Source organism: Bradyrhizobium mercantei, from assembly GCF_001982635.1.
Taxonomy (GTDB): Bacteria; Pseudomonadota; Alphaproteobacteria; order Rhizobiales; family Xanthobacteraceae; genus Bradyrhizobium; species Bradyrhizobium mercantei.
In genome coordinates this window covers 773,156-787,303 of the sequence record NZ_MKFI01000003.1, presented here as the reverse complement: position 1 = coordinate 787,303, position 14,148 = coordinate 773,156, and the positions used below count along the sequence as shown (strand labels likewise).

Sequence of the window (14,148 nt, the reverse complement as noted above, 5' to 3'; positions counted from 1 at the left end):
TATCCGCATGCGAGGCCGGCTAGCGGAGGTGCCCGGGCAGAAGGGGCTCGTGACCGATCAAGTCCGCAAAGAACTGGTCGCAGTCGTGGCCATTGAGGGCCGCATCGAGGCCATCGAGCGCCTCTGCGATCAGCCGGGCCTCATCCTCATCCAGGAGCCGCACCGCGGTATCGATATGGACCAGCACCTTGGCGCCGACCGGCAGCCTGGACAGCAACATGACCGAGACGAGCCGCTTTTCATTGCCATACTTGCACGTGGCCCAGATGCCATCGGTCTCCAAAATCGTCATTGGCAGGCCAAGGCACATCGTAACCACCGTAACTTGCGAGCCGCTATGTCGGCCTCGCCCTCATCTCATAGTTTGCGTGGTCGATATCATTGGCGAGCAGGCGTTCGGAGGCAGGCACCGGCGCGGCCCGACGTCGTACCGGCGCACCCCATTGCATCAGCAGTTCGCAAGCCAGTTCGACCGCAGGCGCAATCTGGCTGCGCACCGGAGCGGTCAGCGGACCGCCCCAATCCTCCAGATCCATCGGCTGACAGCCGATCAGAGCAAGCTCTCGCGGGCAGCGGCCAAGAAGGTCGGCCGCACTTAAGACCTCCTGAAAGCCGGTCTGATGCAGGCTCATTTTCTTGGCGGCGGTGAACCTTGGTACCTCGTCATCTCGCACGAGCTTCAACTGGCCGGGCGCAAGTCCATAGTCGATGGCATCGAACACGATCAGACAATCGGCATCCTCGAGAAAACTGATCAGGTAGAGTCCCTGCGTACCGCCATCGAGGACGGTGACGTTGTCAGGGACAGCGTAGCGGCGGTGGAACTCTTCCGCCACCCGCACGCCGAACGCCTCATCGGCCCACAGGATGTTGCCGATGCCGAGCACCAGGATCCGTTTTGGGTTCTGCGGGGTCAGCATCGGCATCCTCAATCAATCGCGGAATTCGCGCTCGCCCGAAATCATGGAGGAAATGATGCTTCGGCGCGACATGACGTCTTCCCAGATCGCCGCGTAGATGTGGACAAGCGCAAAGCACACGATCACCCACAGCCCAAGATGGTGCCAGGTGTGAACGTCCTGACTATTGGGGCAGATCGCAAATACCCAGCCGAACAGCTTATCCTGCCAGCTGTCGTTGCCGGAGCCCTGCGCATAAAGTGCAAAGCCTGTGACGATCATAAACGCGGTCGTCAGCGTAAACATGAAGAACATCGCGAGCTGAGCTAGCGGATTGTGCCCGGTATGTTTCTTCGGCTTTGCTGCAAGGAAGGCGTACCAGCACACTGCGTGCCAGAGTTCGCTCCAAAAGCACCTGCGCCAAAGCGGTACGTAGAAGATCTGCCTTGCATGGGAGTTTCCCACCAAGGCCCAATAGATGCGCAGCAGGAAGCCGATCGTGAGCACATAGCCTGCGGAGAAATGCGCGAAACGGAGATAGCCGAACAGGAAATTATCGCTTGCCTCTCCCGGCATTGCCGGTGTCCCGGTCCCGATGAAGTAGCCCGTTATACCCAAGACCAGAACGGCTGCCGCATTGACCCAATGCCACAGCCGGACCGGCGCTTCATAGAGATAGACGACATCACGCTCGACGCTGCGATCACGCCGTGCCGCATCGTTGCCAATGCGGGCGATAACGGACGGCATCTTCTCCAGCACGGCAGCCTCTCTATCGAACCTTGACCGAAGCCATTTCTTGCCCGTCCGGGCTCATCACATGGGTCGAGCACGCCAAGCACGGATCAAAGGAATGGATCGTGCGCAAGATCTCCAGCGGCCTCTCTGGATCGGCCATCGGCGTATCGATCAGTGAAGCTTCAAATGCGCCGATATTGCCCTTGGGATCGCGCGGCGAACCGTTCCACGTCGTCGGCACGACGCACTGGTAATTGTCGATCTTGGTGTCCTTGATCTTGATCCAGTGACCGAGCGCGCCACGCGGCGCCTCGGTGAAACCGTACCCCTTGGCCACCTTCGGCCAGCTTTCCGGCTTCCACTTGCTGGTATTGGCGGTTGAGCTATCCCCCGCCTTGAGGTGGGCCACCAGCTTGTCCTGGAAATAGCGCATCTGATGCGCCGCCCACTGGCATTCGAGTGCGCGTGCTGCGGTGCGGCCGAGCGTCGAGAAAAGCGCTGTCACCGGAAGATCGAGCGTCTTGAGCAGCCTGTCGGTCGGATCCTTGAATTCCGCTTTGCCTTGCGCATAACCTATGATGTATCGCGCCAGCGGTCCGACCTCGACGGCGTTGCCGCGAAAGCGCGGCGCCTTGATCCAGGAATACTTGCCGCCCTCGTCGAGCTCCCTGATGTCGGTCCTCGTGCCCTTGAAGTTGGCTCCAAGCTTGAAATTCGGCTCGGTGATGCCATCCCAGGGATGCAGCCCGCTGGATTCATCGGGGTATTTGTACCAGGAGTGCGCGACGAATTCCTGGATCTGCTCGGGATCACCGTGATCGATCGGCAAGACCTCCTTGAGGTTGCCATCAAGGATGACGCCGCGCGGCAATTTGAGGCTTGCCGCGGAATAATCATTGGCGTTCTCGGGGATGTCGCCATAGGACATCACGCTCTTGGCTGACAGACCGCCGCCATAGAGCCAGTCTTTGTAGACTGATCCGATCGCCGCAACGTCGGGCAGATATACCTTTTCGACGAACTCGATCGAACGGTCGATGATCGAGGACACCAGGTTGAGCCGCTCCATGTTGATCGCACCCACCGCACCGGCGCCGTCGACATTGATCGCGCAGGGCACACCGCCAACCAGCCAGTTCGGATGCGGGTTCTTGCCCCCATAGACGGCGTGGATCTTGACGATCTCCTTCTGGAAATCGAGCGCTTCCAGATAATGCGCCACGGCCATGAGGTTCGCTTCCGGCGTAAGCTTGTAGGCCGGATGCCCCCAATAGGCATTCTTGAACGGGCCGAGCTGGCCTGAACCGAAGAACTTGGTGAGCCTGATCTGCAGATCCTTGAAATAGCCCGGTGATGAAAGCGGCCAGGACGAGACCGACTGCGCCAGCCTCGATGTCGCCTTGGGATCGGCCTTGAGGGCACAGACCACGTCGACCCAATCCAGCGCGTGCAGGTGATAAAAATGCACGAGATGATCATGGACCTGCAGGCAGAGCTGCATGATGTTGCGTATCGAGTTGGCATTCTCGGGAATCGTGATGCCGAGCGCATTCTCGACCGCTCGGACGGAGGTGAGCGCATGGGTGCCGGTGCAGACACCGCAAATCCGCTCGGTAAATGCCCAAGCGTCGCGCGGATCGCGCCCGCGCAGGATGGTTTCGATGCCACGCCACATCGTTCCGCTCGAGACGGCATTGCGGATCACATTGTCCGAATCGAGATTGACCTCGACACGCAGATGACCTTCGATCCGAGTTAGCGGATCGACGACAACGCGCTTGCCCGACCCATCGAGCTTGAACCCATTGGGTGTCTTCCTCACCCTGTCCCCCTACCTAGCCTCGTTGGTTGTCTTGAGCTGCGCCGTCCCCTTTACGGGTGAGCCGCTTCGCGGCCGTGACCGCCGCATGCGCGGCAACGCCAAGACCGACCGCGCCGGCAGCCGCCATGCCGATTTGATCGGCGTTCTTCTCGATGCCGAAGTGCTTGATGGTCGTGAGGTGGTCGTAAGCCGAGCCCCTGTCCCAAAAGCCGTCTTCGGCGCAGGCGAAGCAGCCGTGGCCGGACTGGATGGGGAAGGAGATGCCGCCGTTCCAGCGAACGGTCGAGCAGGCGTTGTAGGCGGTCGGTCCCTTGCAGCCCATTTTGTAGAGGCAATAGCCCTTGCGCGCGCCCTCGTCGTCCCACTCCTCGACGAATTGGCCGGCATCGAAATGGGGACGCCGATAGCACTTGTCGTGGATGCGCTGGGAATAGAACATCTTTGGCCGCCCCTGGCGGTCGAGTTCGGGAAGTTTTCCGAACGTGGTGATGAAGGTCACGACACCGGTCATGACCTCAGCGATCGGCGGACAGCCGGGAACTTTGATGATCGGCTTGTTCGTGATCACCTTATCGATTGGCACAGCCCTCGTCGGGTTGGGCTTGGCCGCCTGCACGCAGCCCCAGGACGCACAAGTGCCCCAAGCGATGATCGCCATGCAATCGTCCGCCATTGACCTGAGCTTTTCGACGAACGGCTTGCCGCCATCAATGCAGAACATTCCGCCTTCGTTCAGCGGTACATTACCCTCGACGGCAAGCACATACTGGCCTTTGTACTTGGCGCGGGTCTCCTCAAGGATGGCTTCGGCCTGATGTCCTGCCGCCGCCATGATGGTATCGTCATAATCGAGCGAAATCATCGACAGCACCGCGTCTTTGACCAATGGATGGGCCGAGCGGATAAAGCTTTCCGAGCAGCAGGTGCATTCGAGCCCATGCATCCAGATCACGGGCATACGCGGCTTGGTTTCGAGCGCGCTGGCAATATCGCTTGCTGCGAGCGGGCCGAGCCCGAGGCTCACGGCCGTCAAACTGCAGAATTTGAGGAAACTGCGACGGGTGATGCCCTGACGTCTGATCACATCGTAGAACGTTTCGGTTGCCGCGCCCATCGCCCCTCCAATGACTGTGATCCGTTGACGGCCGTTACAATTTGCTGATGGTCGGATAGCAAGAAGCAGGCCAATCGCACTGGCCGTCTGACAGATAGAAGCCGTTCCTCTGCCAAATTGCCGAGAGATTGCTGAGCCCAGCGTGAGCCAGCAAGCGGTTCGACCCCGCATCCGGATGACAGCGCTCGCGACGTCCGCCAACTTCTCTACGAGGGATCGATGCCACAAAACGCACGATGCCCCGGTGATGCACCCATGACGGGCACCTGGTCGTAAGCTCACAGGAAGGCACGTCATGCTCGAGCAGACGTTCAAGCACCGCACGAGAGACTAAGCGACGCCATTGACCGTCCATTCCCTCGTGCCAATCGTGTCTGATTTGAAACGCCGATGTGCGAAACCGCACCAAGCAGCACGATCGTTCCGCCGCCGTAGCGGCGAAGGGGTGATTTTCGCCCGTTAGGCACGACTGCAGAACTTCCGCGTGCGGCACGCCGATTGCTGAAACAGGAATCTGCGGTTGAACGGCGCCGCAAACGTCACCGGGTCAGGAGTCCACAATGAGGCTTGCTCGATTGATCCTGACCACTGCGACATTGAAGCCAGGCGAGATTGCAGGATACGGGCCTGCAAGAAGCGCCGCTCCGGCGTACTCCTTGATCTGACGACCGAAGAGACGGAATCGATGAACCCAGGACAGTGCCAACCGGAGGATGGCGTTACTCCTGAATCTTCCGAACTAGACCAACAGCAAGGCTGCCTATGCGCTCTCACCCGAGCCGCGACGCAGTGGGTCGGAGCCCTGACCAGGACGCGTTCCTCTGTCGCCGTCACCGCCCGCGATCCGACGAACCGGGAAGCTCGGGCTGCTCGCGAAACAGCGCAGGACCATGTCCTGGAGGGCTGGGCTGCCGGAGAGGGACAGGGCGAACAGGAGAATCGGCAAGAGGCTGTAAGACGAACGAGAAGCTGGCTTGACGCGGCCGCGGCCCATGCGCCGCTGGATCTTTCGTTGCTGTTCCTGACAGCCCTGCCCGCCGCCTTCCCCGCCGCACTCCAGCGTCTGAGCGTCTGTGGGAATCAGCTGACCGGCCTGCCCAATCCCCTTCCGACCGACCTCTTGGTGCTCGCAGCCAGCGACAATCGGTTGACCAGCCTGCCCGATCCGCTTCCGGCCGGCCTCCGGCTCCTCTATGCCATGCGCAACCAGCTGAACAACTTGCCGGCTCCCCTCCCAGCCGGGCTCCTGCGCCTGAACGTCCAGGGCAATCAGCTGACCAGTCTGCCCGATCCCCTTCCAGCAACGCTTCAGGAACTCAACGCCAGCTACAACCGCCTGACCAATCTGCCGGCCCGCCTCCCGGCCGGGCTCCGATTTCTCGACGCGAGCAACAACCAGCTGACCAGCCTGCCCGAGACGCTGCTGACGCGGCTCGGCCGGGAGAGCTACGTTGATCTGGTCGGTAACCCGTTGTCTGAGCGGGTACGGACCAATCTGGCGGCAGCCGGCAATGTCCCAGGCTATGCCGGGCCGCACCTTTTCTTCTCGAGAAGCGAAGGATCGGAGCAAACTCAGCCGCGGCCTCTGCCCGAGGAAGTCGCGGACTGGCTGGACGGCGAGGCGGAGGTGGTGGCCGCCTGGCAGACCTTCATTGATGAGCCCGGCGCGCAGGAGTTTGCACGTTTCCTCGGGAGGCTGCAGCACACCGTGAACCATAGCAATAGCGGGTTCCGGCAGGCGGTGGCCGACGATCTGCGGCAGGCGGCGACGAGGCCGCGATTGCGCAAGAAATACTTCCGGCTCGCCATAGGAGCGAGCGAGACCTGTGAAGATCGTATCACGATGACGTGGAACGGCATGCAGACCGCACGGCTGGAAGCTGATGTCAAAGACGGAGCCTATGACGAGCGGCTCGACGAACTCGTGAAGCACGGCCGGGTCGTGTTCCGCTTGAAGGCGCTGGAGGCAATCGCGCACGCGAAGGTCCGCTCGCTCAGTTTCGTCGACGAACTCGAGGTCCATCTTGCTTACCAGGTCAAGCTGCGCGAGCGGCTAGGGCTACGGCACATTGCCCCGGATATGCGCTTCTTCGATGTCTCCTACGTCACTGAGGACGACCTCAATGCGGCCGAGACGCAGGTGCGCAATGAGGAGGTGGCAGGGTTCGCCGACTTTCTCGCAACGCGCTGGGAGCCCTGGGACAAGGTGATGAGGCGCATCGCGACCGACGCCTACGAAGAGACGCGGGAGCGGCTGATCGATGCCATGGGCGAGGAGTTCGCGAGCCGCCTGAGGCAACGGCTCGCCGATCTTGACCTGACTGATGACGCCGATGCCGAACTGCGGCTCGGAGCCGTGATCACAAAAGAAATCGCCAGCGAGATCAAGGGTGAGCTAACCAACCGGGTGCTCGCCGACCGTGGCCTCGCGCTGTGAAACGCGCCGTTCGATTGCAGGAGGGCCCAAACCTGTTGCAATCACATCGCTGCGATACGTGATCCTCTCGGAGTTCCCGCGCGCCGGATACGCCATCCGGCGAAGAGGTCGTCGCCAATTTTGCATTGCGTGATGCGTGCGGGCAATCGTGTCGCAGCCGGGAGACAATCGTTCTCGATCGCACGATCCGGACAAGAGGCTATTCCGACTTGGCCGCTCTGCCAGAGGCAGATTGCGGCAACCGTCCCATCCCTCGTGTCGAAGATGGTTCGGGCTGCGCTACCGGTTCGCGATCCGCACAGCTACGCGGCACAATCGGAGATGCTTTTTTCCGACCGGGCATTGGCCCCCGGCATGAAGCAGGTGCCAATACGTCGCCGCATGCTCATCCAGAGGCCCTTGATCATCGGGAGTAGACTCGGCGACCGGGAGGCGAACTCCGTCAACGCCAAAGCCCATGCTGCTGCCGGCCGGGCCGGTCCAGGCGAAACCACGTTGTCTGCAAGGCATGGTGGCGAGCCTAGACAGCGTCCGGGCGCTGCAACATATCGACCGTGATGGTGCCGCGGGCGCGCGAGACACATGCGCAGATCTTCTCATTAGCGCGCTTCTGATTCTCACTGAAAAACACGTCACGATGGTCAACTTCACCGTCGATATGGACGAGGTCGACGGCGCAGACGCCGCACTCGCCGCGCCGGCAATCCGAAATGACCTCATAACCAGCCGCATTGAGCGCATCCAGCATCGAGCGATCGCGCGGAATCTCGATCTCGATGCCGCGGTCCGCAAGGCGCACCCGGAAATCTTCGGTCGGCAGCAAGCCGCTCGAACCGAAGGTCTCGTAGCGCAGGTCGGATAACGCACGCCCCGCACCGGTCCAGGCCCGGCGCGCAGCATCAAGCATCCGCATCGGGCCGCAAAACAGGGTCATGGCATCGGGCGGCAGCGAGGCGAACAACGTGTCGAGTTCGATCCGATGCCCTTCATTGCCTGCATGGACGATGAGGCGCTCCTTCAGCAAGGTACCCAAAACATCCAGATAGACGGCATCTTCACGCGAACGCACCGCATAATGCAACGTGAACTCAGCTTTGCGGCGAGCGAGTACCTGTGTTGCCCCAATCAGCGGCGTGATGCCGATGCCGCCGGCGATCAGGCAACAATGCTGGCGCGCCCAATCGATCGGCAGCAGCGAGGTCGGCAATGTAATGGTCAGCCGCGCCCCGGGCGCGAGCGACCACATGTAGCGCGAGCCGCCGCGGGAATCTTCCGCGCGCCGCACCGCGATACGGTAGCCGGCCCGGTCAGCTTCGCCGATCAGTGAATAGGACCGCACCTCGGGACGGCCATCGACGGTGACGGCGACATCAATATGACTGCCGACCGGGTAGGCCGCACCGTCGAAACTGTCCGGCCTGATCAGGAACTCGCGGATCGAGGACGTCAGATCGCGAACAGCAATCAGGGTTGCGGGAGTCCAGGTCTCGATGAAGCGCATGCGCCCCTCCTTCAATCGCCTGCAGTCCTGATGAGTGCCAGCCCCGGCAGCAGGTCAAAATGCGTCTTGTTCTTGAGCACCAGCCGCAAATTGCGCGACGCCAGCCGCGCGTGCTCGCGCATGATGGCCTCGGCCCGCGCGCCCTCGCGGTTTTCGATTGCGTCGATCGCGACGCGGTGTTGATCTTGCGCAATCAAGAGCGTCTCGTGCGCCTGCGGCAGTTCTGATTGGGTCATCACAAAGCCGCTTGGCGAGGCAAATGGCAGCGCGGACGCGCGATCGATCTGCCGGATCAATGGCGGGCTGCGCGACAATTCGGTCAACAGCGCATGAAAGCGCGCATTCAGCGTGACGTACGAGGAGAAGCCTTCGATCGAGATCCGATCCTGCTGCACCACGGCGTCGATCTCGTCGAGACATCCTTTCAGTGGCTCGAGATCGCGCGACGAGACCCCGCGCTCGGCGGCAAAGCGCGCGGCCAGACCTTCCAGCGTGCCGCGCAGTTCGATCGAGTCCAGGACATCTCGCTCGGAAAACGCCTTCACCGTGAAGCCGCCGGAAGGGATCGCTTCCAGAAGCCCTTCCTCCTCCAGCCGAACCAGCGCCATTCGCACCGGAGTGCGCGAGGCGCCGGTCGTTTCCACCGCCTGCAATTCGGAGATCCGCTCGCCCGGCCGCAAATCGCCCGACAGGATCAGATCGCGCAGGCAGAGCTGTGCGCGCACGGTCTGTGAGACGGAGCGATCACTGTCTCGCTCGGCCATGCCCTACTCCGCAGCCTGCCGATGTGGCGGCGGATTCTCCGCCTCGATCATGCGATCAATCAGGCGGCGCGCCCACATCGCTCCCGCATCGATATTGAGGTTATAGAAGATCCGATCGGGATTTTCGTCGATCGCGCGCTGCTGTGCCTCGAGAATAAGCTCGTCCTCGCGGAAGATGCCAGAAACGCCTTCACGGAGTTCGGTGGTCAGGCGCTGTTCGCCCAAGCGATAATTGCGCACGAATGCCCAGAAATAGTGGCAGCTGGTTTCCGTCTCGGGCGTGATGGTGTTGAGAACGATCCCGTTGACGCCGGCCGAGCGATCGCCTTCGGGGGCGCCGGTTCCGGCAGGCGCAACACCGACGTCGATATTGATGGTGCACGGCGCTGCGAAACGAATGATTTGCCAGCGGTCCACCGGGCCAGACTTTTGCAGTTGCTTGGCCCAGAACGGCGGTGGAGTAATCCCCTTCATCCAGCGCGTCACGGTGGCGGTCATCTCGCCATGCGTGACGTCGAATGGCGCTTCCGCGATGGCGGCATTGCCGATGCTGGCGCCGTGCACGAAGGTTTCGTGGGTCAGGTCCATGAGATTGTCTACGACCAGACGGTAGTCGCATTTGAGGTGAAGGGTCTTGCCGTCGCCGGCCCACGCGGGATCGTTGTTCCAGTGCATGTCGGGCACCAGCTTTGGGTCAGCTAGCGCCGGATCGCCCATCCACAGCCAGATGAAGCGATGGCGCTCGACGACAGGATAGGCACGCACGCAGGCGGAGGGGTTGATCGTCTCTTGCGAGGGCATGAAGGTGCAGCGGCCCTGCGCGTTGAACTTCAGCCCATGGTAGCCGCAGACGACAGTGTCGCCCTCAAGCCGACCTTTTGAGAGCGGCACCAGTCGATGCCAACAGGCATCCTCCAGCGCAGCCACCTCACCGTTGCTTCGGCGATACATCACGATGTGCTTGCCGCAAATCGTGCGCGGCAATAGCGCCTGCTTCAGGTCGGCATCCCAAGCGGCAGCGTACCAAGCATTCATCGGAAAACAGTGACCCATTCGCTCGCTCCTCCTTCTGCACTTTTGGGATACTTACAGTATACATATGGCAAGAGTTTGTAACGTAAACGACGACTTTTGATTATAAAATGACCATGATGCGGCGGAAATTTATAGATTGGATGGAACTTCGGTATACATAAATTTAGAAAATGTGATCCCAGGCATCCCGGGGTGGACAGGCCGCCAGTATTCAGACCGCAACGAATCCTCTTCGGCGACCCTCGCCTTCGCAAAGATGCGCAAACCGCTCGCCAAGCGGCTAGCCCGCAAGGAACGCCATCCAAGGGCCTCGTTCCTTGGCGGGCCGGGCACCGGCGCGCGCTTCAGCCCGCCGATCGTCGTTTCGATCGCCAACAGCGTGACGATCTGCTGGATCGCTTCATGCGGCGATTCGGTTCGGCTTGGTCTCGGATCGAGATCGCGTCTGCCCAGCAGTCGATCGGCATCACTCGTTTTCGTTTTCGCCCGCAAGGACAGATATGCACTCAGCCCCCGGCGCATCGCGCGCCATCTCCGACACATGTCGTCATCTGCGTACGCGGTCAGCGACGCTCCTGGCCCGCGTAAGGGTGCAGCGTCGGGGGCTTCTTGGCTGGTAGCACTGTCCCTTTGCCGGGATCTGACGTCGACGTCTTGGCGCCGAGATCGGCCCAGGCTTTCAGATCATCCTGCGCTTAGACAACACGACCACCGATCGTTCGATACGTGGGCCCTGTGCCGTACGTGCGATGCTTCTCGAGCGTACGGCCGGAAAGGCCAAGATAACGCGCGGCCTCCGGCGTCCGCAGGAAGCGCGGGGATAGGCCGTCCATCGTATTAGGCATTCGAGACCTCCAGGGTGACCAGCGCACTGCGAAAGACGTCGCTAGCGTGCATGCGGTCATCATAGAGAAGCGTGCTCTCGGAGGGGGATAGCGAACATTGAGGAGGCAATTTTCGACATCCCTAAGCAGGAAGGGCTATTTGTCTTGGCGCCGTCTACGCCAGAGGGGTCCAAACGGCGTGCGAACTTGGAGGCGGCATCAACTGTCGATTTGGGCGAAGACGCTCATGCGAGCCCGCAGCGTCAGGAGGGAAAGCGCCGATTAGCAACGTCGAAAGACCGCACGCGATCCATAAGCGCTTCGAGCAAGAGCTTGAAAGCTCTGGCGGACATCCGTGACAAACATCTCGATTTCGGCGAGGCGCTTTACATCCGCGTCCGACAGGCGCGCGTCGGGATTCGTCGCAAAGGGTCTTACACACCGCATCCAATCCAAGGGCGTCAGCTCGTGCTGATTGGTTGTCTCGGGCCAAATGATGACATTGCCTTCGCCCAAGATCGGCCAGGACCTTCGCATCGGTTGATCGGACCCGGCTTTCTCAGAGTCGTACTCCGCAGTGACGGAGGATGGAATTGCCAGGGCGCTCAGGATAAGGTCCGCGGCCCTGCTTGCAACCGGCGCCGATGTCGCGCGCAACAACGTGACTTCCCGGCGTTACCTGCCAGTCCGGACATAGCAGAACGACTCCGTGCTCCGCGCCGATCCGTTCGAGTTCCGACCAATCGGGCTGCTTCATCTCGCGCGAGAGGACCAGTCCCCACAGATCGGGTGGCGTAGATGACTCAAGCGTTTCGCGAAGTTTCGACTTCAATTCGTCGAGCGGAATCTTGGTGGCCGCCCCAAAGCGTTTCGCTTCGATAGAGATCGTTGGCGCTAGAGGGTCATCATCGGAACGGAAATCCTCGCCGCCCTGAGGGCCTGGCTTTTGCAGGCGGAAGGTACGTCGGGCGAGCGTTTCAAGGCAGTCGCGCATGAGCCCCTCGAAGCCAAACTCGCTATCCGCTTTTAGGCGCCGCAAGGCTTCCAGCAGTGGCGCGAATTCGCTTTTCGCTGATATGATTCTGCGAGGCTCCTTCTTCGTTGTCTTCGTGCGCGACCGAATTTCAGGCATTGCTCAGAACATTTTCGAGCTGCGCGACAAGCTTTGCCCTTTGCTCTGCGGGAAGCTTATCGAGATTGATCTGCTTCCAGCGTACCGCCGGCAGGTCCGCCGCGCCCGGAACATCGAGCAAGCTCCAATCGGGCTCGCCGCGCTTGAAGCCTATCAGGAAGTCCTTGTGAGCTTGCGGCATTTCTCCCGCGATTGCGGCTATCAATGCCTCTCGGGCTGCAAGCAATTCGTCCAATGTCACCTCTTCGGCGGTCATGCCCTCGAAGCCGTGCGTGAATTCGTGCGCGATGTCCTTGCGGCGCGGCACGACGACCTCGGAAATCGGCCTGTCATGGCTGATGAGATAGACGATGAATGCTTTGCGCAGATCATCTGTGATGCCTTCGTTCGCAAGCAAGTCGCGAACGTCGAAAAGATCGCGTGGATGCTGCCGGTCGAGCGCCGCGACGAGTTTACCGGCGTAGAGATCGGCAAAGGAGACGACTTTCATCTGCGCGAAGCCGAACGCTTCTTCGACGCTCGGCGAGACATCGCGTAACTCGGGCTCGAAGACGCAGCCCCTGAGCACCGGCGTTATCTCGATCTTGATCTGGGCGTCACCTCTCTGGACGGTCAGTTTGGTCACGATCTTTTCGCGGGCATTGACGACTTCCGTCACGCGCGTGCCTGGAAGTCCTTTCCTGATCGCTTCCGCCAGGCGCTTCATGGCCGTGTCGATGGCGGCAAGGGATTCAGGCCGGGGAGCCACCGGCAGATAGGTAAGGTCGATATCGACCGACAAGCGCGGCATGTCGCGGACGAACAAGTTGATTGCGGTGCCGCCTTTGAGCGCAAAGTCAGGCTCTGCGGCCACAAAAGGCATGGTTTCGATCAACAGGGCAACTTGATGCTGATACTGTTCAGAGAGGGGCATTGAAGTCCTTCGGAACGGTTATGAGATATTTCGGATCGAGTCTGCCGCCTTTGACAAGCATGCGCTTTCCCGTGCCCAGATTGACTTTGGTTTGGTCTATCTGTTTTAGCCATGCATGCTGGTGCCGCTCGGCGAACCAGAAGAACAGCCGCTTGACCTTGATGCTCTTGCAGTCGTTTAGAAGTGTCTGGAGGCGTCGAGGGCTGAGGCTTCTGAGGCCCTCGACCAGCATGTCGACCTGATGAAAGCTTTCGTGGCGGGGCAGTTCGTCCAGCAGTTCGAGCAGCGCGCGTTCGGGCGTCGATACCGTGAGAGGCCATTCGGAGGACCCTGGCGCCTCCCGAAACGTTCCCGCCTTTGATCCATCGGTGCTTGCGAAGGTGCCGAACAGTGTCTGTGAGCGATGGACGCGAAATTTTTCCTTGAGCGGTAGCTTGCCGAGCCATCCGGGAGCGGGCTTTGCCCCGTACAGATGTATCGTGGAAGGACCGCTGGAGCTTAGATAATGGCTGAAGCCCTGCGCTTCCAGCGCCGTGCGCCCGCCGACGACAAGATCGGAGCCAAGGAGCCTTTGGAGGGAGACGACAACCTTCTGCCAATTCAGATCCCCGAGCGGTCGCTTGAAGGTGCCGCGCACTGGCTGGACCAGCCACCCCGCCGAAACATATTGGCTGCGCAGGCTGGTTGAATATCCATGCCGTTCCATCCAGGCGGCATCGACCAAGAGGCCCTGCGGGAGGGTCTTTTCGAGCTTGTTTAGCTTTCTATCTTTTCGCGCAGCCATACTTAGTAAAATAGAACAATTTCAAACCTGCCGCAAGGTTTACCTTTAGCCACTTTTGCTTAGCCAAATTGCGCAAAAGACAAGAGATCCAAACTGGGCGGCCTCCGGCAAATGAAATCAATCGGGGGACATCCGAGCTAAAAGCGCCACATGGCCGTTGCCCGCCCCCTGAGCAGCGACAATCA

At 60.7% G+C, this 14,148-nt stretch carries 12 protein-coding genes and 1 pseudogene; 1 reads left to right on the top strand and 12 read right to left on the bottom strand.

The annotated features are described in order from the left end of the window. Positions 1-19 precede the first annotated feature (19 nt). From BI327_RS17290 to BI327_RS17270, 5 genes are read right to left on the bottom strand one after another with little or no spacing between them, the layout of a single operon-like run. Complete coding sequence (locus BI327_RS17290) at positions 20-310, bottom strand: HypC/HybG/HupF family hydrogenase formation chaperone (protein WP_076861883.1); 291 nt, start codon at positions 308-310, stop codon at positions 20-22. A gap of 25 nt (positions 311-335) precedes the next feature. Beyond that, on the bottom strand, positions 336-920 hold the full coding sequence (locus tag BI327_RS17285; protein ID WP_076862198.1) for a HyaD/HybD family hydrogenase maturation endopeptidase: 585 nt from the start codon (positions 918-920) through the stop codon (positions 336-338). A 12-nt stretch (positions 921-932) separates the two neighbouring features. Continuing rightward, complete coding sequence (gene cybH, locus BI327_RS17280) at positions 933-1,649, bottom strand: Ni/Fe-hydrogenase, b-type cytochrome subunit (protein WP_076862197.1); 717 nt, start codon at positions 1,647-1,649, stop codon at positions 933-935. A gap of 22 nt (positions 1,650-1,671) precedes the next feature. After that, positions 1,672-3,459 carry a nickel-dependent hydrogenase large subunit gene (locus tag BI327_RS17275; protein ID WP_076861882.1) on the bottom strand — a complete coding sequence of 596 codons (1,788 nt, stop codon included), beginning with the start codon at positions 3,457-3,459 and terminating at the stop codon, positions 1,672-1,674. 13 nt (positions 3,460-3,472) lie between these two features. After that, positions 3,473-4,573, bottom strand: a complete 1,101-nt coding sequence (locus tag BI327_RS17270; RefSeq protein WP_076861880.1) for a hydrogenase small subunit — start codon at positions 4,571-4,573, stop codon at positions 3,473-3,475. Between the two features lie 1,012 nt (positions 4,574-5,585). Here BI327_RS17270 and BI327_RS17265 point away from each other — a divergent pair. Then, positions 5,586-7,010: an NEL-type E3 ubiquitin ligase domain-containing protein gene (locus tag BI327_RS17265; protein WP_245334840.1), complete on the top strand. Its 1,425-nt coding sequence runs from the start codon at positions 5,586-5,588 to the stop codon at positions 7,008-7,010. Positions 7,011-7,530: 520 nt separating this feature from the next. Here BI327_RS17265 and BI327_RS17260 read toward each other — a convergent pair. From BI327_RS17260 to BI327_RS17230, 7 genes and pseudogenes are all read right to left on the bottom strand, one after another. Next, positions 7,531-8,511, bottom strand: coding sequence for a PDR/VanB family oxidoreductase (locus BI327_RS17260; protein ID WP_076861877.1), 981 nt, complete (start codon positions 8,509-8,511; stop codon positions 7,531-7,533). Between the two features lie 11 nt (positions 8,512-8,522). Continuing rightward, positions 8,523-9,275: a GntR family transcriptional regulator gene (locus BI327_RS17255; RefSeq protein ID WP_076861875.1), complete on the bottom strand. Its 753-nt coding sequence runs from the start codon at positions 9,273-9,275 to the stop codon at positions 8,523-8,525. Between the two features lie 3 nt (positions 9,276-9,278). Continuing rightward, positions 9,279-10,328 carry an aromatic ring-hydroxylating dioxygenase subunit alpha gene (locus BI327_RS17250; RefSeq protein ID WP_076861873.1) on the bottom strand — a complete coding sequence of 350 codons (1,050 nt, stop codon included), beginning with the start codon at positions 10,326-10,328 and terminating at the stop codon, positions 9,279-9,281. 545 nt (positions 10,329-10,873) lie between these two features. Further along, a pseudogene (locus BI327_RS43195) lies at positions 10,874-11,155 on the bottom strand (helix-turn-helix transcriptional regulator). A 538-nt stretch (positions 11,156-11,693) separates the two neighbouring features. Next, positions 11,694-12,266, bottom strand: a complete 573-nt coding sequence (locus tag BI327_RS17240) for a hypothetical protein (protein ID WP_076861871.1) — start codon at positions 12,264-12,266, stop codon at positions 11,694-11,696. Beyond that, positions 12,259-13,179 carry a nucleotidyl transferase AbiEii/AbiGii toxin family protein gene (locus BI327_RS17235; RefSeq protein WP_076861869.1) on the bottom strand — a complete coding sequence of 307 codons (921 nt, stop codon included), beginning with the start codon at positions 13,177-13,179 and terminating at the stop codon, positions 12,259-12,261. The genes BI327_RS17240 and BI327_RS17235 overlap by 8 nt, the downstream gene beginning before the upstream one ends. Beyond that, positions 13,166-13,963, bottom strand: coding sequence for a type IV toxin-antitoxin system AbiEi family antitoxin (locus tag BI327_RS17230; protein WP_076861867.1), 798 nt, complete (start codon positions 13,961-13,963; stop codon positions 13,166-13,168). The genes BI327_RS17235 and BI327_RS17230 overlap by 14 nt, the downstream gene beginning before the upstream one ends. Between the last annotated feature and the right edge of the window lie 185 nt (positions 13,964-14,148).